Origin of the sequence: Ruegeria atlantica, assembly GCF_001458195.1 — a bacterium.
In the GTDB taxonomy this organism is placed as follows: domain Bacteria; phylum Pseudomonadota; class Alphaproteobacteria; order Rhodobacterales; family Rhodobacteraceae; genus Ruegeria; species Ruegeria atlantica.
The window spans coordinates 48,122-67,445 of record NZ_CYPU01000013.1; the positions used below are offsets into that span (position 1 = coordinate 48,122).

The window sequence follows — 19,324 nt, forward strand, 5'->3', positions numbered from 1 at the left end:
CCGAATGCATGGTTGTCGGAACCGGGGGGGTGCCGTTTGCCTTCACACTTGCAACCCTGCTTTTTTCCACCCGCTGCGCCAGCGATCAGCGCAGGTTGGAATAGAGAATAATGGTAAACGTGTTGTCTCGGTTATCGAAGCCGCATTCGGAGCGATTTCGTTCAATTTGACAGCTGCTGTTTTTGCCGCATCTATGTCATCGAGCTCAGCGAGCGAGGCAATCAGCATCAGGTGGCTCATCAGGAAGGTTGTACGCACAGACAAGGCTTCGCGACAGGCCTGCGCGGCTTCCTCATAACGTCCCAAGTGAAACAAGGCGGCACCCTGTCCCATGAAAGCGGCGTGCCGCAATGGATCACCCGGGCTGAGTTCGACAGACCGGACTGCATGTTCCAGCGCCTTGTCAGGGCGATTCAGCAAATAAAGATTTGCAGCGGCGAGCATGTGGACCGTCGCCGCGTTGGGATTTTCCGACAATGCTTCCTTAAAGGCTGTCCGCGCGCGGGACAGGTCTTGTGCCAGCATTGAGATCGAATGTGCGGCATAAGCCTTTGCAATGCCGTCCGCGCGATCGCTCCGCAGCACCTGCTCTGCGGCCGCGACAGCTGACTTGGGTCCCTGATCTACAGGTTCCAAACCTTGCACAAGACGTTGGATATGAAGCCATGCCAGCAAGCCCGCTGCGGAGGCGTATTCCGGATCTCGATCCAAAGCCAGTTTTGTCAGTCGTATTGCCTCTATGTTGTCTTGGTCAGTCAGCAAGTGGAAATGTGATAAAGCTCGGAGGTAGAGCTCGTATGCCTGTAAGTCCTTGGTGGGTTTTGCACGCGCACGATTTGTTTCAGCGTGCCGCACCGATGGTTCAATAGCTGTAACTACGTCTTCGGTGACTTGATCTTGAAGATCAAAGATGTCGTCGAGCACACCGTCAAAGCGGTCCGCCCACAAATGGCTCCCATTTTCGGTATCTATGAGCTGTCCCGTGATGCGGACGCGCTGCCCGGAACGCCGAACGGAGCCTTCCAGTACATACCGAACCCCTAAGTCGCGGCCCACGTCGCGGATGTCCGTGCTTTTCCCCTTATAAGCAAAAGAAGAGTTTCGTGCGACGACCATCAACCAACGAAACCGAGATAGCTCAGTTATGATGTCTTCCGTTATGCCATCGGCAAAGAACTCCTGCTCCGGATCACCCGACATATTGTCGAATGAGAGCACTGCGATTCCCGGCCTCACATCCGCTTTGATCGCGAGATTGGCTTTCGTACCCTTTGGCCAACACCAGATTCCAACATGCCGCTTGATGTTTTTCAGTTCGGTTTGCTCTCCGCCGTCGAATAATCCCGCATCGTTACGGTCAAGGCTGTTATGTGACGTATCTGAAAAGAGCACTTGTCCCGGCTTCGCGAGAGCCTCCAGACGCGCCGCAACATTGATGCCGTCGCCGAAAATGTCATCGCCATCGGTTACCACTTCCCCTGTGTGAACCCCGATGCGCAGTTTGATGTGGTCAGGTTTGTGGGCGGACTGAACTGCAATCGCGCAAGCTGCTGCTTCAGATGGTGATTGAAACTCGACGATCCAGCCGTCGCCCATGCTTTTGATCAGTGAACCATTGGTATCTTCCACGATCGGGAGAAACGTGTCCTCGCGGAAGGTCTTTAATGCAGCGACTGTGCCAGTACGGTCCTGATCCATCAGCGCGGAATAGCCCACAATGTCGGCGGCCAATACCGTCGTGAGACGTCTTCCCATTCACCCCTCCTCTTTGCAATGAAGTTAGCTCGGTGGGTTGCTTCTGTCAGCCCATTCGTCAGATTTTGAAAAGCCTTAATGAATAGAAAGCACAGGTACAGGCATACACGCACAACTAAAAAGGTAATGCTCAAATACCTGTCGCGCATTCAGCAAACGGTCACCTTCATATCCGCGGAGTTAGTCACTTGCGTTTCTTTAGCTACCAATGTTCGTGGCAAAGCAATTCCGCTTTGGGCTCGAAGCGGTCATTCAGTGAAATTCGCTCTACGTCTGCCTTGCGGACAGTTCTGCCGTTCAACCTGATCGCGTCAGCGACCGCTTTGGCTGACGTTGGCGGTTAAAAAGCTCGCTTATTCCGAAGCAAATATTCGAAAATTATGACAGCAACTCGTTCCTGATCGCTGGGCGGCTGACCAACCCTGAGCGAGGGATTTTCACAGCGACCGACTGTTTCGCGGTGGCGGTTCCGATTAATAGTCGCCCAAGCAGCATTCTCATTACTATTTTTTCTCTTGTTGGAGCTCCAACGCCATTTCGTCCAGAATACCGAAAGCCACCGGATAAAAATTCTCGAACAGATCGATTACTGCAGATTCCTCTGCGGGATGATGTTTGCCTTCGGCGTCAGTCAGCTGCCCCATCCGAAATACGATCTCGGTTCCTTCTTGTACCGGGACCAACTCATAGGTCTCCAGGTTTGTAAGGCCCTCAATGGAAGAATTGTGCAGGATATCGGTCACGTATTCGAATGGATGCCAGTCGACGATCAGCATCTGAAAGTGAGCTGCTTCATGAATGCAGTGCAGGCGCACGCCTGCAGACGTTCGCGACACATCCCCTTCCCGATAAGCGTCCTTCAACATCATCCAGCGCATCTTGAGCCGGGGATCCGTAAGCATTTCCCAGGCTATGACCGGCGGGGCCTTCAGTATGTGCCGGGTTGTGAACACAGCATCTTCATCGGCAACGCGAACGGGTCCGGCGATCTCCCGGTATCTTTGCCAGGCGGCTGCAAGATCGTAGACCCGCATGGGCACGTCACCAAAGTGCTCGAACTGAGCGCTGTATTGCATGAGATCAGACTCGATGCTCATTGCCTGGAACGCGTCTTCCGAGAAAAGGGCGTAGCTGCGGATACCAGTATCTTCTTTCACATCGGTCTTCGCCATGCGATGCACCAATATGACGTCAGCACCAGAAATATCTTTCATCGGGCCAATCGAAAGCTCTTCGAATTTCCCGTGATGTGCAAGGATCTTCAGATCGAGATCGGCAACGTTGCGACATGCATTGCAGGGGCAAGTCGTATTCTGCACAATGTTACGACGGCGTTCGGCAAACCCCCGATAAAGGCTTTCGCATATGTTGAGGAAAGTTTCACCTGAAGGGAACGGTCCACTCGAATAAGCGAGAACGGCGTCACCTTCGAGACCCCGCAACTTCATTGGGTCCTTCAGCTCTATTACAATTGCTTCAAGCAAAGACCGGATGATTGGGTTGGCGTGTTCCAACTCTGACCGGGTCAGGTATCCCGTATAACCCGTAATATCCGCGATTAGCAGGTAACCTGTCTGAACAGACATCCGAGCATCCCCATTTGCATTGCGTATCTTCACTGTAGCTGCCGCCAAAATAGCGGGCAAGCGGGTCTGCCCTCGTCCAACATATCAGATAGACGCTGCTGAGATCGCAACGCCTGCTGTTTGGTATCGGACGCAGCCCAGAGAGCACCACCGGCGCATTTCTATCGCGTAACTGCGCAGGCAACAGCATGCGTTTGACGGCGTTGACCTAGTCACCGAAAATCAATTCGAACTGGACCCGGCGAAGGTTTCGGAGGCCTACGAAGGGCGAGACGCGAAGTGTTGTGAGAAGTGGTAAAACTGATTCAGCTGAAGCCACCGAAATTGGTGGTATAGCCGACATTCGTCGCGCCGCAGCAAATTGGTAGTTTGGGCTCTGAGCTGTCTTTCGCCGCGTTCAGCCTGAAAGACCGCTGTGCGGGACGAAGCAGACTTAAGCCTTCGATTTAGGAACGGCAGCTTTGTCGTCATTGGAGCATAAAGATTGTCGCTCACTCCGATTGAATTGGCCAGTGTGACAGAGCATGTAAAACGCAAACAATGGTTGGGTTGAAGCGCAGCCGCTTGGGATATGCAATACGGTAGCTTCGGGGTAGTTCCTTTGCCTCGGTATCCATCTGCAGGATTCGCTGCAAAGAAAGATCATCCGCCGCCATCTCTGCTGGTATCAAGGCTGCGCCAAAACCACTGCGCGCAAAGTTCAAGGCGGTGCTGCTGGAATTGACCGACATGCCCAGACTGCGATTGACGGTTTTGCCGACCGGCAGCACGGTTTCCCAGTTTGGCGATGATGCAAAGCCGCTGCCCCAGTGTGTGTGGATCAAGTAGCGATCCGGCAGATCCTGCACCCGGGAGCCGAAACGGCGAATGAAATCCGGGCTGGCGACAGCGATCAGGCTGTCGGCAATCAGGTTTTCGGTTTGGAAATCGCCATACAGATCATGGCCAAAGAAAATCCGCATGTCGATCTTGTCGCGCACAAAATCGATGGGGTCGTCGTCAATGCGCACGTCAATCGGAGAATAGTCATCGGTATGCATCAGTGGTGCAAGTTTCCTTGGCAACCAGGTTTCCACAACTGAGTGCGGCGCGCTAAGCACCAGCTGGGTTTTCCTGATCTCGTCGCTTTGCATTCTGGCCGATAGTTCCGTAAGGCTTCCCATGGCCTGGGCCAACTGCGGGTAGGCAGTCTGCCCGGCATCAGTCAAAGACAGCCGATTGCCTTGGCGGATAAACAGAGCCTGCTGCCAAAACGCCTCCAACAGCTTCACCTGCTGGCTGACTGCAGGGGAGCTGACGCCCAATTCGGCCGCGGCGGCCGTGAACGACCCGGTTCTGGCAGCCGCTTCAAAGGCTTTGAGAGCGTTTAGGGGTGCGTTGTAAGTCACAGGTTCTCCAAAAGTTTTCCTTATGCATCATAAATAGAAATACTGTTTGTTGAAAAGGGGTACGGACGTAACTTGCTCACGAGCAAGAGGAGCACTGCCATGCGCGAGCTAATCAATCTGCAGGATTATCCTTTGGACCGGCCCGGCAGCCCGGACTGGGTGACCCTAGTCGATAACTGCAAGGCGAAGCTTGCAGAGGACGGCCTGTTCAACTTGGCAGGGTTCATAAACGCAGATGCGCTACCCGAGGCTGTGGCAGAGCTGAAACCCGTTCTGGAGACGCAGTCTTTCACTCACTCGCGCAAGCACAACATTTACTTCCAGAAAGAGATCGAAGGGCTGCCCGCCGACCATCCGGCGTTGACCGAATACGAAACCTCGAACCGCACGATCTGCGCGGATCAGATGGGCCAGGCGGCGGTGATCCGGCTATATGAGTGGCCGCCCTTTGCAAAATTCCTAGCGTCGGTGATGGACAAGTCGGTGCTATTCACCATGCAGGACCCTTTGGCGCGCGTGAATGTGATGGGGTATCACGAAGGACAGGCGCTGAACTGGCACTTTGACCGCTCCGAGTTCACCACCACCCTGCTGTTGCAAGCGCCTGAAGTCGGCGGTGAGTTTGAATATGATCAGGATCTGCGTAGTGCGGATGATCCGAACTATGCCGGTGTGGCCGACTTACTGGAAGGACACCGCAGCCCCAAGCGCATCGTTTTGGAGCCGGGAACGCTCAACATCTTCAAGGGTAAGAACACGGCCCATCGCGTGACGCCCGTGAAAGGCGATCAGGACAGGATCATTGCCGTCTTTTCCTTTTACGAACGCCCGGGCGTGGAGTTCTCCGAACAGGAACGCATCGGCTTTTACGGTCGCGCCGCATGAGCCCGAACACTGCCTTTAAGGACGATCGCAAGCTCACCTATCTAAACGCCGAGGGCGCAAGCAAACCACTGAAAAGCCCGGTCAACGATGATGTATTTACCCGCGCGCGCGCCTATCGATTTGGCCGTTTACGCGCGGCACTGGACCGCTCGGACTGTGCGGCGCTTTTGCTCTATGACCCCTGCAACATCCGCTATGCATTTGACTGTTCGAACATGCAGGTCTGGACGCTGCATAACCCGATGCGCTACGCGCTTATCTTGGCAGATGGTCCGGCTATCATGTTCGAATTCAAGGGCTGTCTGCACCAATGCGAGGGCCTGCTTGGCATTGATGAAGTTCGGGTTGCCAGGACCTGGATGTTCATGGCTTCGGGCGACAAAGTTGGTGCCGCTACAGACGCTTGGGCCGATGAGATTGCCGGTCTTGTCCGGGAATTTGGCAGCGGCAACACGCGTATTGCCTGTGACCGTCTGGATGGCAGCGGGGTCTACGCGCTTGAGGCACGCGGGCTGAGCTATGTCGAGGGCACGCAAATGACCGAAATTGCGCGGTCTATCAAATCTGCAGACGAGATTGAGCTGATGCGCTGGACCGTCCGCGTTTGCGAGGCCGGGATGGCCCGGATCTTCGACCATTCCCATCCCGGTGTTACCGAGCGCGAGCTGTGGGCGCATCTCCACTTTGAAAACGCCCGCTCCGGTGGTGACTGGTTGGAGACCAAGTTGCTGACATGCGGCCCACGGACCAACCCGTGGTATCAGGAATGTTCAGACCGAGTGTGCCAGGAAGGTGAGATGATCTCGTTCGATACCGACATGATCGGGCCCTATGGCTATTGTGCCGATCTGTCACGCTCCTGGACCTGCGGGTACACCCAGATGAATGACAGGCAACGGCGGCTCTATGACACAGCGTTGGAGCAGATTCATCACAATCTGGACCTTGTGCGCCCAGGCGTGAGCTTTGATGAATTCAACGACAAAAGCTGGCGCATCCCGGAGGCCCATGTGCCGTACCGCTATTCACTGGCGATCCATGGCGTTGGCATGGCCGATGAATGGCCGGTGGTGCCGCTGCATGTGGACTGGGGCGCAGGTGCGATGTCAGGGCGTTTTGAGCCTGGTCAAGTTGTCTGCGTGGAGAGTCTGATTGCTGAGGAGGGCTCGGAAAGCATCAAATTGGAAACCCAGGTCCTCGTGACCGAAACAGGGGCTGAACGGCTGGACAGCTTCCCGTTTGAGTAGCGCTGCTTCAAAGGGTGCTGTCAGACTAATTCGAACCAGTCTCAGTTTACCGCGGAAACCGCGAACCTATCCGGAACAGAGTTGACGCCACTCGCTAAGAGCGGCGGCGCGGGTCAGCTTGAAGGTGTCTCGACTGGCTAGCGATCTTTCCTGGTTGAAGTGGTTGTAGACAGAGGAATGGACGGAGGCGAATTTCTGCAAACTTCGCATGCGCCTGAAACGGTGCTGTCAGACGAATTCGAACCAGTCTCAGCTAGGCCAGCATAGCTGCCCTTTATGCCGCACCAAGTTCGCGCCACTCGGCAAGAGCGGCGGTGCGCGTCAGCTTGAAGGTGTCTCGGCTGGCTAGCGATCTTTCCTGATTGAAGTGGTTGTAGACGGAAGAATGGACGGAGGCGAATTTCTGCAAACTTCGCATACGCCTGAAACGCTGCATTGCGCGTTCTCTTCGTCGGAACGGCAGGTGCGAATTCTCAATGCGGTTGTTGAGCCACCTGCCCGTCCTTTGTTTTTCGAGAGCACCCAATTCTCTTAGAGCAGCCTTGTAGGAAGCGAAGCGGTCGGTGACGATCTTTTCGGCATTGCCGTGCCGCCTCATCAATTTCCTGAGGAATTTCAGTACCGCAGCTTTGTTTCGGCGTTTGGTGACAACGGCCTCAAGGACTTCACCTTCGTGATCAACTGCACGCCAGAGATAGTGGCGTTTGCCATTCACCTTCACAAAGACTTCGTCCACGTGCCACTTCCATTTCGAGAACGCGCGCAGCTGCTGCACCCGCTTCCGCCTGATCTCAGCAGCAAACATCGGGCCGAACCTATTCCACCAGTATCGGACAGTTTCGTGGCTCACGTCGATGCCTCGCTCGTGCAGTAAATCTTCGACATTCCGAAGCGAGAGTGGAAACCGAATATACAGCATCACCGCAAGGCGGATAATCTCAGGGCTGGTTTTGGAGTATTTGAATGAGGCAGGTCTGGTCATGAACAAAAGCTACGCAACCGCCCTACCCCTCTCAAGCAAAGTTCTTCTGACAAGACCCTCGTTGAACGCCTGCTGAGCGGACGGAGCAGCCATTCGCAATTTTACAACGAAAGACCGGTTTGCGCGCATCGCTTCCGAGACAAAAAGCGGAAGGGCGAAAAGTGTGAATTCGCTGCTTTGCGGCAAAAAACTCGGGCATTCCTCAAAGCGTACATTGGAAAATTTGAACAAGGAACGTGCTTGTTGAAGAAGAACAGAATTGGCGGGAAGTGCGCGTCGCCGTGAAAGGGACGAACGACATGAATCGTGATTGACAGTCGTCTGGCTTGCTGATTGCAATATTACTGCACGGCCCCCTGAAATAGGTTCAGAGGCCGAAACAACTGGTGCCGCACGACAATGAACAGGCCCAAAGCGCGCATTGGTTGCGCGGGCTACGAAAGTGTCACCCGTGGTCGGGTTTACCTAAGCGACGACGCGCCCCACCGACAAGCCTGTCGAAGGTCTGGCCGCATCAGGGGATAAGCGATCAACTTGTCCGTTGCTTGTAATAGGTGTCCTTGTGGACTATCAGCCCATCACGGTAGGTCAGGATGTCGACGCTCAGAAACTCTTCTTTAGAACCATCCTTATGCGTCGCGGTGCGGCGGTATTCGCAGTAGGCTTTGTTGCCCGAGATCGCGCAGTCCATGGTTTCCCAATGCACGTTTTCGACTTTTTCGAACAGCGCAGAAAATGCACCGCGGATCTTTTCGGCGCCTTCCAGCCGCATGCCATGTTCGTCCGGGCCGACGGCGTGGTCAAATGTGGCGTCGTCTGCGAAATGCTTCATCACTGCATCGATGTCGTTAGCGTTAAACGCGTCGCCGACAGCGTCGACGAGGGCTCGGGTCAAAGCGGTCATGATTGCGGTCCTTTTCCATGAAGCATATCGCAAGTGTGTTTGAAGAACGGGCTTGCCTGGTCGACAAGCACATTCAATTCGTCAAAGTGATCGGCGTCCGGGACGATGTACAGGCCGACCTCGCGGTCTGCCGTCCCAAATTTTTCGACATACATCCGTGCCTGCCGGTGGAATTCATCCGTTTCCGCGCCACCAACAACGACCAGCTGCGGTGCATTTGTAACCGGAGGATGGTTGGTCATCGGGCTTTCGGCCTCGGCCTCTTCCGGAGTCAAGCGGATGCCGGAATTGAGCGCCTCAGTCAGACGCACCGGTTCGAGGTAGCTGAGCGGTGAAACCGGGATGCCGGATTTGATCAGGTCTGTTGGAAGATCCGCTCTGAAAGCAGGCCAATTGGTCGCCATCATCATCTGGGTGATATGGCCGCCAGCCGAGTGGCCCATCACGGTGATACGGTCTGGATTGATGCCAAAATCGCGCGCGTTGCGCCAGATAAAGGCAATCGCTTCGCGGATTTCTTCGGAAATTCGCGTGATGGTTACCGATGGGCACAGGTCATAGCCAATGACAACAGTATTGATACCCGACGCGACAAAGGGCGGTGCAATGAAGCTGTAAACCGATTTGTCGCCGCGCTGCCAGTAGCCGCCATGCACATAAACCAGCGTCGGCGCATCCGCATCCTGACAACGGAAGACATCCAGCTTTTGTTTTTCGCCTTCTCCATAACGGATATCGAGACTGCAATCGGTAGAGGCGCGCGCCGACTCGCTGTTGCTGCTCCAACTCGGAATGACAGTGACTTCATAGTCCGGTCGTCCGGCCCGCAGGTTGTATTGTGCGTCGAATTCATCAGCGCTGAAGCGGGTGTGATAGGTCAGGTGATCGCTCATGACGAAGCCTCGGGTTGGGGCGCGGAGAAGAACGTGCCGCGGCAAAAGACAAGTGGCGGAACGGGCACGTGGGCGTAGTTGATGACGCGGCCCAAGAGAATCTCATGATCGTCTGCGTCGACCTTGCTATGAACCGTGCACTCTAATTGCGCTGTGGCGCCGGGGATCAAGGGGGTCGCGGTTCCCGGGGTCCATTCAGTATCGGTAAAGCGGTTTTCGACGTCGCTGGCGAAATGCATCGCAAGGTCCTTCTGTTCGGCCGATAGGATATTGACCGCGAAGTGATCCGATTGCGACAGCGTTGGGAAGACCCGGCCTGACTTTGCAACACAAACCGAAATCACAGGCGGCTCTAACGAGACCGAGGTGAACGAATTGGCGGTCAGGCCCCACGGTTCACCGTCCGCGTCATAGGTGGCTACGATGGTAACACCCGTCGGAAAGGCGCCAAGGGCACGGCGATAGTCCCGGACGTCCATCATAGAGCCCCTTCGCTGGAGCAGGCTTTTTCCAGCGCAGCCCATTCATCGGGGTTGGTCCCGAAATGACGCATGACGTGATCTTGATAGGCGGGACGTTCCGCCAGCCGCTGATACCAGGCCTCGACGTTCGGCAAGGGCGGGCGGGCGACCTCGACGTTGAAATAACGATAGGCCACGCACCCCAGGGGAATATCCGCCATGGTAAAGCTGTCGCCGCAGACATAGGCCTTATCCGCGAGGTGCTGATTCAGAATGGTCAGGGCTTCATGCGCTTCATCGCGCAGCTTGGCGATCTTTTCCGGGTCACGCTGATCAGGTTGAGTGCGCACGGTTGCAAAGAACAGGTAGATGACAGGCCCAAAGGCGTGGCTGGCCGACCACTCCATCCATTGATCCGCTATCGCTCGGGTCTGAATGTCGGACGGGCTGAGCGTTCCTGCGCCGTACCGGTCACAGAGATAGCGAACGATGGCAAGGCTTTCCCACAACGCAAAATCCCCGTCGCGGATCGCTGGGATCATTCTGTTGGGATTGATCTGCGAATACATCTCGGTGTCGAGCTTGCCAAAGCTGCCCCCGGCCAGTTGCAGCGTGTAGTCCAGCCCCAGCTCATTCGCCGTCCAAATCACGGGAATGACGTTCGATGAATAGGGGCGCCCCCAAATCTCAAGCATGCTCCAGCATCCTTTTCTGGGCGATGGACTGCGTGCCGAACCGGGGCACAACATGCTCGAACAGACGATGCCAACTGGCCAGGATTTTCTCATAGGGTACGCCGGTATATTGCTGCATCAGCATAAGGTGATCTAGGCCGATGGTTTCCTGCCGCTCTGCAAACCGATCCGCGACATATTCGGCGTCGCCCACCACGATGATCCCGCGTTTGTTGAGGAAATCGAACCAATCCATGTCCTCATCTTCGGAAGACATTTCTTCGCCGACATCCAGATAGCCGTGCTTGGTCCATTCCCCCTTGGGACGCGACCCGCCGAGGAATTCGTAATAGGCATTGATCGGGCCACGGATCGTGTTCACCGCTTCTTCCATGCTTTCACCAACATAAAAAGCCGTGCAGACACCAACACCTTCGCCAAGCTTCACCTCACGCCCTTCGCGTTGCGACAGGGCTTGGCGATAGGGTTCCCAACAGGCCAGCGTCGCCTTGGGGCCAGCTGCCATCGAGATCACACCCCAACCGCGCTCCCCCGCCAATTTGAACGTGGGCGGTGCGTTCGACATCAGCCAGACCGGCGGATGAGGATTGGAATAGGGGCGCGGATGCACATACATCGCTTTGTATTCGCCATCTTCATCGTGATAACGCGGGTCCAGAGGGTCAAAGAACCGGTTGGTCTCTTTCCAGCCGGGCACAGGGAACTGATAGAATTCGCCGTGATGGGTGAAGGCCTCATTGGTCCAGGCTTTCAGGATGATCTCAAGACTCTCCTGATACAGCCGCATCACCTTGGCATTGTCGCGCCGATCCGCATCTGCGTTGAACTGGATGGTTGAGCGTTCATTGATGCCCTTGGCCACGCCGAAATCAAACCGGCCTTGGGTCATGTTATCAAGCATCGCGGCATCTTCAGCCACGCGCAGGGGGTGCCAATCGGACAGGATGATGGGGGCTGTTCCGACCCGGAGTTTTTTGCAATGCGCAGCTATGTGAGTCCCCATCTGGATCGGGTTGGGCGGCGCATTCATGTAACCGTTATGGGCAAAATGATGCTCGGTGAACCAAGCAGTTGTGAAACCTGCCTGCTCGGTCAGCGAACACTGTTCGAGGATCATTTCCAGCGTGCGCGCCCAGGGAATCGTCTCACCAGGGCTAAAATTGGCAATCAAATCAAAGCGCATAACGTTCTCCCGGCCGGTAGAAGAATAGTTGATTTTTCATCTCATTTTCAACTAAGTTGATTTGCGCTCGAAAAGTCAACTGAAATCATTTATTCTGAAGTCATGAAAAATGACGTGTCTCAGACCGACGCCCAAAGGCTCGGAAGTGAAATTCGCGAAGTGCGCAAAGCACGTGGGCTGACCCTACAGCACTTGTCCGAAGTGGTGTTGTGTTCCAAAGCCTATCTCAGCCGGATTGAGCTTGGGACAGCTAAGGTGTCGGACGACCTACTTGGCGAAATCAGCGATGCGCTTGCGGTTGACCCGGGCTGGTTCTTTCCCAAACAGGAGGGCGACGGACCGCTGGAGCGAAAGCACGTCGTGCGCCGCGAGAACCGTAGGGCGCTGTCCGCGATGTATACGCGCTCAACTGATGAATTAGGCTTTGAGGACGAATTGCTTTCAAGCTCCTTGTCCGGCCATTGTTACTTGATCCTATCACGGTTCCGCCCCGGCGCAGGAGAACCGCCCGAGCCACTGGAAGGGTATTCATTTGAAGGTGAACAACACGCCATCGTCCTTAGCGGCGAAGTTGAGCTACGTCTCGGGAGCGAAGTCATTTCATTGCGTGAAGGAGACAGCTTTTCCTATCCATCCATGATCGCCCACCGCTTTCGCAACAAGACTGAGAAAGAAGCCACAATGGTCTGGGCGATGTCGCCGATCCGTATCACGTGGTGACTGTTGGTCTGCTACTGCAAATGCATGAAGTGCTTTTGTGTGTGGCAGATTGAAAACGACCCCGTTATTTCCTTTTCCGTTTTGACAGTGTTGCTTGTAATACAATGCTACAAATAACTGCGGCACTGTCTAACATCCTAATCTGGCAGGACAGATTCACGACGAGACAGTTGTTTGGTTGGTAGAAAAGGATAACCCATTTTTTGCACAACCTCTGCCTCTCTAAAAAACTCGGACTACGCGCGCGCAACGAAAGTCTGGTTTGGCGGGCCGCAATACAGCGTTCGAGTGTCCCAATGAACGGTAGGAGCGGGCCAGAATTGACATTTTGGCAGACTTTTCAAAGTCCTCTTCCTGCGAGGAGCTGACCTTAAGGACACATGCAGCATTGGTAAGTTTGGGCTCGAAGCAGACATTCGCTGCAATTAAGTCGAACGACTGCTATGCGAAGATACTGTTGAAAAACTCCGAATTTGCGCAAATCAGACTCAAAAACTGTTCGTGCAGACCTGGTAGGAATTCTCGGGTGAGGGGTCGGCCAAAATCCGACGCTGGCTGCCAGAGCGCGCCTCAACGACTGTCATCAATGCCGGAGTTGGACTTTTAGATTGATCGCCCGTTCGCGGAAAATCCGAGCTTCTCAGATTTCCGAGTTTTTCAACAGAATCCGAACCAAGCAGCCGTTCAAAAAGGAAACCAGCGGACTTCGACGTGGCGGTAAGTTGCTTGCATAAAGACTTCGGTGGGAATTGGCTTTACTGGATTTCGATAGCGTTCAGAATAACTCTCACTGTTCAATCTATTTTGTAGGAGTTACAAATGAAATTAGTCAAATTCACAGCCGTTTCATGTATGGCAGCGGCTGCCTTCGCAGTACCGGCTTTTGCGGAAGACCCCATTCCTGGTGCTGAGGACGGCTTTGCACCGTACGGTGATCCAGTCGAAGGTTGGAATGTCTTCATCGATGCTGAGCGTCAGGCTTGTTTGATAGAGCGAACAGATGACTTTGGGCACGCGGTCCAGATCGGTCTTACCAATAACAAAAAGCATGCGTACATTGGAGTATTCACTTTGGCGGATGTGGACATCAAAAACAAACAGAAGGTCGAAATTGACATCAACGGTTTCGTATTCGACGGCAAAGCCCGTGGGATGAAAAGCAAAGACCTGCGCGGTGAATACAAGGGCGCCTATTTCGTTATCAAAGACGACAACATGGTGAATGCCATAATGCAGGAAGGGACACTGACAGCCTTCCCAAAGAAAACCAAGCAACCGATCAAAGTAAACCTGACTGGCGTCAGCGCGGCAGTCGAAGCAGCGCGCACGTGTACTGACGGTATTTCCGGTTAAAACTGCGCACTAAAAATTGCTCTAGCACCCCCGTGCTAGTGCAAATATTTCGCGTGAGCCGGACATCGATACCGTTTGAACGCCTTCATGCTCCATTGGCTGAAAGATTAACGATCACTCACCTGACGCAGTTACTCTGCAAAAAACATTCTCAAAGTCAGTTGTTGATGAAATGCCCGCGTCGTCTGTATCTGGGATGATCGACAACGCGGGCCAAAGTCTGGTTATGGGACTATCCAGACTATCTGCAATTGGCTTTTCAGCACACGTAGGTGGCCGGTATGGCTTGAACTTTTTACCGCGACACCAGGGACACATCTCTACAACCATTTATCGAAACGACACTGCCACAACTGTCTGCACGAGCTGGATATTTGAATTCGCAGGAAAAGCTCAAGCGCGCGAGCGCAAACTTCTTATCGCGCGTAAGAAAACTTGAAACGTTATATTTTAGGTGCTGTCAGACGAATTCGAACCAGTCTCAGTTTGCCGCAGAAACCGTGAACCTATCCGGAACAAAGTTGACGCCACTCGCTAAGTGCGGCGGCGCGGGTCAGCTTGAAGGTGTCTCGGCTGGCTAGCGATCTTTCCTGGTTGAAGTGGTTGAATACGGAGGAATGGACGGAAGCGAATTTCTGTAAACTTCGCATGCGCCTGAAACGTTGCATAGCGCGTTCTCGTCGTCGAAACGGCAGGTGCGAATTCTCAACCCGGTTGTTAAGCCACCTGCCCGTCTGCTGTTTTTCCAGAGCGCCCAAATCTCTGAGCGCAGCCTTGTAGGATGCGAAGCGATCTGTGACTACTTCTTCAGCTTTGCCGTGGCGTTTCACTAATTTCTTAAGAAATTTCAACGCTGCAGCTTTGTTTCGGCGTTTGGTGACAACCGCTTCCAACACTTCACCTTCGTGATCGACCGCACGCCAGAGATAGTGGCGTTTGCCATTCACCTTCACAAAGACCTCGTCCACGTGCCACTTCCATTTTGAAAAGGCTCGGAGTTGCTGAACACGCTTTCGTCTGATCTCGGCAGCAAACATTGGGCCAAACCTGTTCCACCAATATCGGACAGTTTCGTGGCTCACGTCGATGCCTCGCTCATGCAGCAGATCTTCGACATTCCGAAGCGAGAGTGGAAACCGAATATACAGCATCACCGCCAGGCGGATGATCTCAGGACTGGTTTTGAAGTACTTGAAGGTGGCAGGTTTGGTCATTCCTAAATGCTATGCACCCGCCCTGCCCCGCTCAAGCAAAGTTCTTCTGACAAGACCTTCGAAGCTGGTACCGCGGATTAAGCTCGGTCGAGTGTAACTATACTTTCGGATACCTAACCTATTCCGATGAACGCCTAGCGCACCCTGTCATTCTGTAGTTATTTCACCCTGCTCAGTCCCATAATTGAGCTGCCACCTCCGACTACCCATCCCCCTGTCGGAGGGTTTTTTGCCAGCTTCGCAATGCAAGTGTGTGAGTGAGTCCGCATTGCGAAGCTGGCCTTTTTAGCCTCAACGAAAAAGGCCCCGCTCAATGGCGGGGCCGTAACTCGTTACCCCCTCACAAATCACTATTGGATTGGGTTAAGCTCAATACGGCAAGGACCGCCGCTTGGATTAAAAGTTCCCCGCGTCACCCTAACCTGGGATGATTGGCAACGCGGGGGTAGTCTGGTCATGGGACAGCCCTGGCTATTTGTCCGTTCGGGCATTTATGCCCGCGCAGGAACACAGGTGATGTAAAACTATTCCGCAAAACGGCTTGTGATTTTACGCCAAAATTAACCACACCGTACAGAAAGTTGGTAAAAGCAAATAGCTCTGATTATGAGACGAGGTTTTCCCCCTTAAATTGACGGCCTTGTAAGAGGCGGTTTAGTTCATATAGCAGTCGTCCGACTTAATCGCAGCGAATGACTGCTTCGAGCCCTTAGCGGACGGGTAAGACTACCAATGGGGCAACACAGTGTCCGGGCGAAGGAGCTATACTAAATATTCGGAAACAAAGGTTAGCCCGGTAAGACAAAATCAATCGCCAGTGAATTGGATAATAACGGCCTGATCCGCTTCCAAAGACATATTCAAACCAACCGCAGAAACACGCGCCACGATAGTTACGCATTTCGAGTTCACCAGCACAATGTCGCTTTCGCCTGCAATTGCAAGAAAACCACCGACAACCCCCTGATATAGGCCTGGGAAATCATCAGGTGATTGTAGGCCGTAGACATTTCCCGATATCGTGCCATCACGGGTGCCAGTTTCCCCGAATTTTAGGCCACGTGCAGAAAACGTAAATTCCTGCCCTTCTTCAAGTTCTAAAACTCCTTGGCCTTGACGAACACCGATAAATAGAGACCTGGTCTCACCAGTGAAAGTAACGCTCCCAGACAATTCTGGCTTCTCCGGGCAACCTGCACCGAGCGCTTGACTCGTGGACACCGACAGACAGATCAAATAGACGCTAAGTGAATTTCTCAGAAAACTTGGCAACCTTCCTGTCGTACAAGGCATTGAACGCTCCGATTGTTATGTCAGATCAGATGTGTGAAGTGGGTGTCAGTTAAGATTTGGAGTCAAGGCGTTGATTGTTCCATCGACACCCACACCAATTGTCTGTCCTATGGTTAGCTTGGGTCGCGAGTAGAAACTGTTGCCATTCTTTAGAGCGTCGCCAAGCAGTCGAACGACTTCGGGAGAATCCTTGTATTTGGCGTGCGAGTAAGAACTCTCGTCGTCCACATCACTTAAATCGATGGCGATTATTCCACGTCTGTCCAATTCAGTGGCCGGAAGCTGACCAATACGAGATACGCCCCCCGCCACTCTGCGGCTTGCCAACAATGCCTTGTCATCTGATGAAACAAGAATGATCATGTTATATCCGCCTTCTGGAAAATTTCTAAGTTGTGACAGAAAAAGATCGAGGTCGATATCCGGAGCGGCTAGCACAACATTTCGAACTTTCCCGGTTGGGTTTATACCTGTTGTAATAATAATCTGGCGTGCAGCCTCCATAACCAGAAGAGAACCCATAGAATGCGCTACAACATCGTAGCTTTCGACACTTGCAAGCTGTAAAGCCGAAAACATTTTGACTAATTGATCCCGCGCAGAAAGCACGCTGTTTATGTCGTAGACGTATTTCAGTGTTTTGCCGCTAGAGGCCCATGAAAAAAGAATAGGAACACCATCGTACCCCGTGTCTTCGACAAATTGCGTCACTTGAAGAATGGCCGATGTCAAGTTCGTGTTGTACCCGTGGACAAATAATAAAATGTTGCGCCTTTCTTTAGGCCGACTTTTCAAATGTGCTGTCAACTCGTTTTGAAACTGCGTTTCCGTGTTAAATGAAACTGGTTGATTGATTGTGAAGTGTTTTTGCGGATCGGGTGGTAATTGCCTAGGTCTTTCAATTTTGCCTGGCACATGTGTCGGCGGCACTGAAACCTTTACCTGCGCAAAGTTAAGGGTTTGGCTTCGTTCGCCGGAGTAAAATTCCCCAGAAACGCTCGACGGCACTCTAGTCGTTGCTATGAAAAGGCGGTGTTGGCCTGCATCTTGCGCGATATCTAGCGGGGCTTTCAATCCAATACCGACGAGATTTTTCGGAGCTGAACAAGACAAGAGCAATAGGGCAATTATAGCTAAAAAAAACGTTTGCCAGGTAGGGTTGGGAAGTTTTTCAACGCCGCTTAGAAAAAGTCGAGCGTTCCGCAGCCCTGGCTTAACCGCTCTTGAGAACGCCAGTCTTGCGCCCTCATAAAGTCGCTGCTCGCTTGGATGTTTCAAAATTCAAAGATCCAGAGAAATTTTAGTGTTGCGTTTTTAGCATGTTAAATATCTTGACACAATTTAGATAGACCTAGAGCCAGGATGCATTGATTGTCGTTAAGCAGCATATCAGTCTCCCCAAAAACAACAGCACGAGGGGTAACTTGGAGTGAAATCAAAACGGCACAAACACCATTTTCAGTGCAACTTTCCGTGGACTAAAGAATGGCAGCTTTGTCCGGCGGACTCAACGGATCGCCGCAACACTTCACTTTGGAAGCAAGGATGGAGTGTTGGTATGGCTTATCGTCGTCGGATTTATTTTACGGAGAAACAGAAGGCAGAGATTTGGGATCGCTGGCAGTGCGGGGAGTCGATGAGCTCGATCGGTCGGTTGTTTGATCGAGGCTCGTCGTCGATCTATCCCCTGCTTGCGAGAACGGGTGGTATACGGCCACCAGAGCGGCGGCGATCACGGTGGGCGTTGACAACGGCAGAGCGCGAAGAAATCTCACGCGGGCTTGGAGCCGAGTTGTCCGTTCGTACAATTGCGCGTCAGCTGCGCCGATCTCCATCGACGATCAGCCGGGAGGTGCGGCGCAACGGGGGGCGTCAGCATTACCGGGCCACCCAGTCCGATCAGGCAGCCTGGGAGCGTGCACGGCGTCCGAAGCCCTGCAAGCTGGCGGAGAGGCCGGCGCTCTGTCACACAATAGCTCAGAAGCTCGAACGCAAGTGGTCGCCGCAGCAAATCGCGGGTTGGCTGAAGCGCGAGCATCCCGACGACGAGGGCGAGCGTGTGTCTCACGAAACGATCTACAGAAGCCTGTTTATCCAGGCCCGTGGCGTTCTGAAGAAGGAGTTGCTTGCACATTTGCGCGCGACACGTGCCATCCGCCGGTCTCGCCATGCTAGCCTGAAGCGGGATGGGCTCGGTCAAATCAAGGATGCGATCTCGATCCGGGAACGCCCGGCCGCTGTCGAAGACCGCGCCATTCCCGGCCACTGGGAAGGTGACCTGATCGCCGGCTCGAAGAACAGCTTCATCGCGACGCTGGTGGAGCGGCGCACGCGCTATGTCATGCTCGTGAAGGTGGGCGGGAAAGAAACGCAGACTGTCGTGGCTGCGCTGACCGCACAAATCCAACATCTGCCGAGAGAGCTTCGCCAGACGCTGACCTGGGACCGCGGCAAAGAGCTTGCCGATCACAAGAACCTGGCACTGGCCACCGATCTCGACATCTACTTTTGCGACCCGCACAGCCCGTGGCAACGCGGCACCAACGAGAATACCAACCGTCTCCTGCGCCAGTACTTCCCAAAGGGCACCGACCTCTCAGTGCACAGCCAGGAACATCTCGACGCAGTTGCTCGTGAACTCAACGAGCGGCCAAGAAAAACGTTGCATTACTTCTCACCAGCAGAGACGTTCCATGAATGTGTTGCGGCGATCGGTTGAAACGGCACCGCAGAGCGGACATCCGACGGTTTCAGTCGGTGATCGG

At 53.7% G+C, this 19,324-nt stretch carries 17 protein-coding genes and 1 pseudogene; 5 read left to right on the plus strand and 13 right to left on the minus strand.

The genetic code is table 11. The annotated features are described in order from the left end of the window. Positions 1-42: 42 nt before the first annotated feature. The 3 genes from RUA4292_RS03885 to RUA4292_RS03895 form a co-directional block, all read right to left on the minus strand. Entirely contained in the window at positions 43-1,755 is a 1,713-nt protein-coding gene (locus RUA4292_RS03885) for an adenylate/guanylate cyclase domain-containing protein (RefSeq protein ID WP_058276397.1), read from the minus strand. A 503-nt stretch (positions 1,756-2,258) separates the two neighbouring features. Next, positions 2,259-3,341: a DUF2652 domain-containing protein gene (locus RUA4292_RS03890; RefSeq protein ID WP_058276398.1), complete on the minus strand. Its 1,083-nt coding sequence runs from the start codon at positions 3,339-3,341 to the stop codon at positions 2,259-2,261. A 491-nt stretch (positions 3,342-3,832) separates the two neighbouring features. After that, on the minus strand, positions 3,833-4,729 hold the full coding sequence (locus tag RUA4292_RS03895; protein ID WP_058276399.1) for a LysR family transcriptional regulator: 897 nt from the start codon (positions 4,727-4,729) through the stop codon (positions 3,833-3,835). A gap of 99 nt (positions 4,730-4,828) precedes the next feature. On the opposite strand from RUA4292_RS03895, the gene RUA4292_RS03900 reads away from it, so the two are divergent. Together RUA4292_RS03900 and RUA4292_RS03905 are read left to right on the plus strand one after the other, a co-directional pair. Then, a complete protein-coding gene (locus RUA4292_RS03900; RefSeq protein WP_058276400.1) occupies positions 4,829-5,614 on the plus strand; it encodes a HalD/BesD family halogenase in 786 nt (261 codons plus the stop codon). Continuing rightward, positions 5,611-6,861 (plus strand): M24 family metallopeptidase, encoded by a 1,251-nt coding sequence (locus tag RUA4292_RS03905; protein WP_058276401.1) that lies wholly within the window; start codon positions 5,611-5,613, stop codon positions 6,859-6,861. The genes RUA4292_RS03900 and RUA4292_RS03905 overlap by 4 nt, the downstream gene beginning before the upstream one ends. Before the next feature lie 66 nt (positions 6,862-6,927). On the opposite strand, the pseudogene RUA4292_RS25135 reads toward RUA4292_RS03905, so the two are convergent. The 7 genes and pseudogenes from RUA4292_RS25135 to RUA4292_RS03935 form a co-directional block, all read right to left on the minus strand. After that, positions 6,928-7,083: pseudogene (locus tag RUA4292_RS25135) on the minus strand (IS6 family transposase); the annotation flags it as partial. A 52-nt stretch (positions 7,084-7,135) separates the two neighbouring features. After that, positions 7,136-7,843, minus strand: coding sequence for an IS6 family transposase (locus RUA4292_RS03910; protein ID WP_058276402.1), 708 nt, complete (start codon positions 7,841-7,843; stop codon positions 7,136-7,138). A 529-nt stretch (positions 7,844-8,372) separates the two neighbouring features. Beyond that, the gene (locus RUA4292_RS03915) at positions 8,373-8,747 is read right to left on the minus strand and encodes a nuclear transport factor 2 family protein (RefSeq protein WP_058276403.1); all 375 of its coding nucleotides are present in this window, start codon (positions 8,745-8,747) and stop codon (positions 8,373-8,375) included. Then, complete coding sequence (locus RUA4292_RS03920) at positions 8,744-9,640, minus strand: alpha/beta hydrolase (protein WP_058276404.1); 897 nt, start codon at positions 9,638-9,640, stop codon at positions 8,744-8,746. The genes RUA4292_RS03915 and RUA4292_RS03920 overlap by 4 nt, the downstream gene beginning before the upstream one ends. Continuing rightward, a complete protein-coding gene (locus tag RUA4292_RS03925) occupies positions 9,637-10,119 on the minus strand; it encodes a flavin reductase family protein (RefSeq protein ID WP_058276405.1) in 483 nt (160 codons plus the stop codon). The genes RUA4292_RS03920 and RUA4292_RS03925 overlap by 4 nt, the downstream gene beginning before the upstream one ends. Next, the gene (locus tag RUA4292_RS03930) at positions 10,119-10,796 is read right to left on the minus strand and encodes a glutathione S-transferase family protein (protein WP_058276406.1); all 678 of its coding nucleotides are present in this window, start codon (positions 10,794-10,796) and stop codon (positions 10,119-10,121) included. Before RUA4292_RS03930 ends, RUA4292_RS03925 begins: the two co-directional genes overlap by 1 nt. Continuing rightward, positions 10,789-11,979 (minus strand): LLM class flavin-dependent oxidoreductase, encoded by a 1,191-nt coding sequence (locus RUA4292_RS03935; RefSeq protein WP_058276407.1) that lies wholly within the window; start codon positions 11,977-11,979, stop codon positions 10,789-10,791. The genes RUA4292_RS03930 and RUA4292_RS03935 overlap by 8 nt, the downstream gene beginning before the upstream one ends. Before the next feature lie 102 nt (positions 11,980-12,081). Between RUA4292_RS03935 and RUA4292_RS03940 the strand changes: the two genes are divergently transcribed. Together RUA4292_RS03940 and RUA4292_RS03945 are read left to right on the plus strand one after the other, a co-directional pair. Then, a complete protein-coding gene (locus RUA4292_RS03940; RefSeq protein WP_233493339.1) occupies positions 12,082-12,699 on the plus strand; it encodes a helix-turn-helix domain-containing protein in 618 nt (205 codons plus the stop codon). Positions 12,700-13,518: 819 nt separating this feature from the next. Then, on the plus strand, positions 13,519-14,052 hold the full coding sequence (locus RUA4292_RS03945) for a hypothetical protein (RefSeq protein ID WP_145974851.1): 534 nt from the start codon (positions 13,519-13,521) through the stop codon (positions 14,050-14,052). Positions 14,053-14,558: 506 nt separating this feature from the next. Here RUA4292_RS03945 and RUA4292_RS03950 read toward each other — a convergent pair. The 3 genes from RUA4292_RS03950 to RUA4292_RS03960 form a co-directional block, all read right to left on the minus strand. After that, complete coding sequence (locus tag RUA4292_RS03950; protein ID WP_058276409.1) at positions 14,559-15,266, minus strand: IS6 family transposase; 708 nt, start codon at positions 15,264-15,266, stop codon at positions 14,559-14,561. Between the two features lie 807 nt (positions 15,267-16,073). Continuing rightward, entirely contained in the window at positions 16,074-16,559 is a 486-nt protein-coding gene (locus RUA4292_RS03955; RefSeq protein WP_145974852.1) for a hypothetical protein, read from the minus strand. A 45-nt stretch (positions 16,560-16,604) separates the two neighbouring features. Next, positions 16,605-17,837 (minus strand): alpha/beta hydrolase, encoded by a 1,233-nt coding sequence (locus tag RUA4292_RS03960; RefSeq protein ID WP_058276411.1) that lies wholly within the window; start codon positions 17,835-17,837, stop codon positions 16,605-16,607. 280 nt (positions 17,838-18,117) lie between these two features. Between RUA4292_RS03960 and RUA4292_RS03965 the strand changes: the two genes are divergently transcribed. Further along, positions 18,118-19,278: an IS30 family transposase gene (locus RUA4292_RS03965; protein WP_058276330.1), complete on the plus strand. Its 1,161-nt coding sequence runs from the start codon at positions 18,118-18,120 to the stop codon at positions 19,276-19,278. The last annotated feature ends 46 nt before the right edge of the window (positions 19,279-19,324 follow it).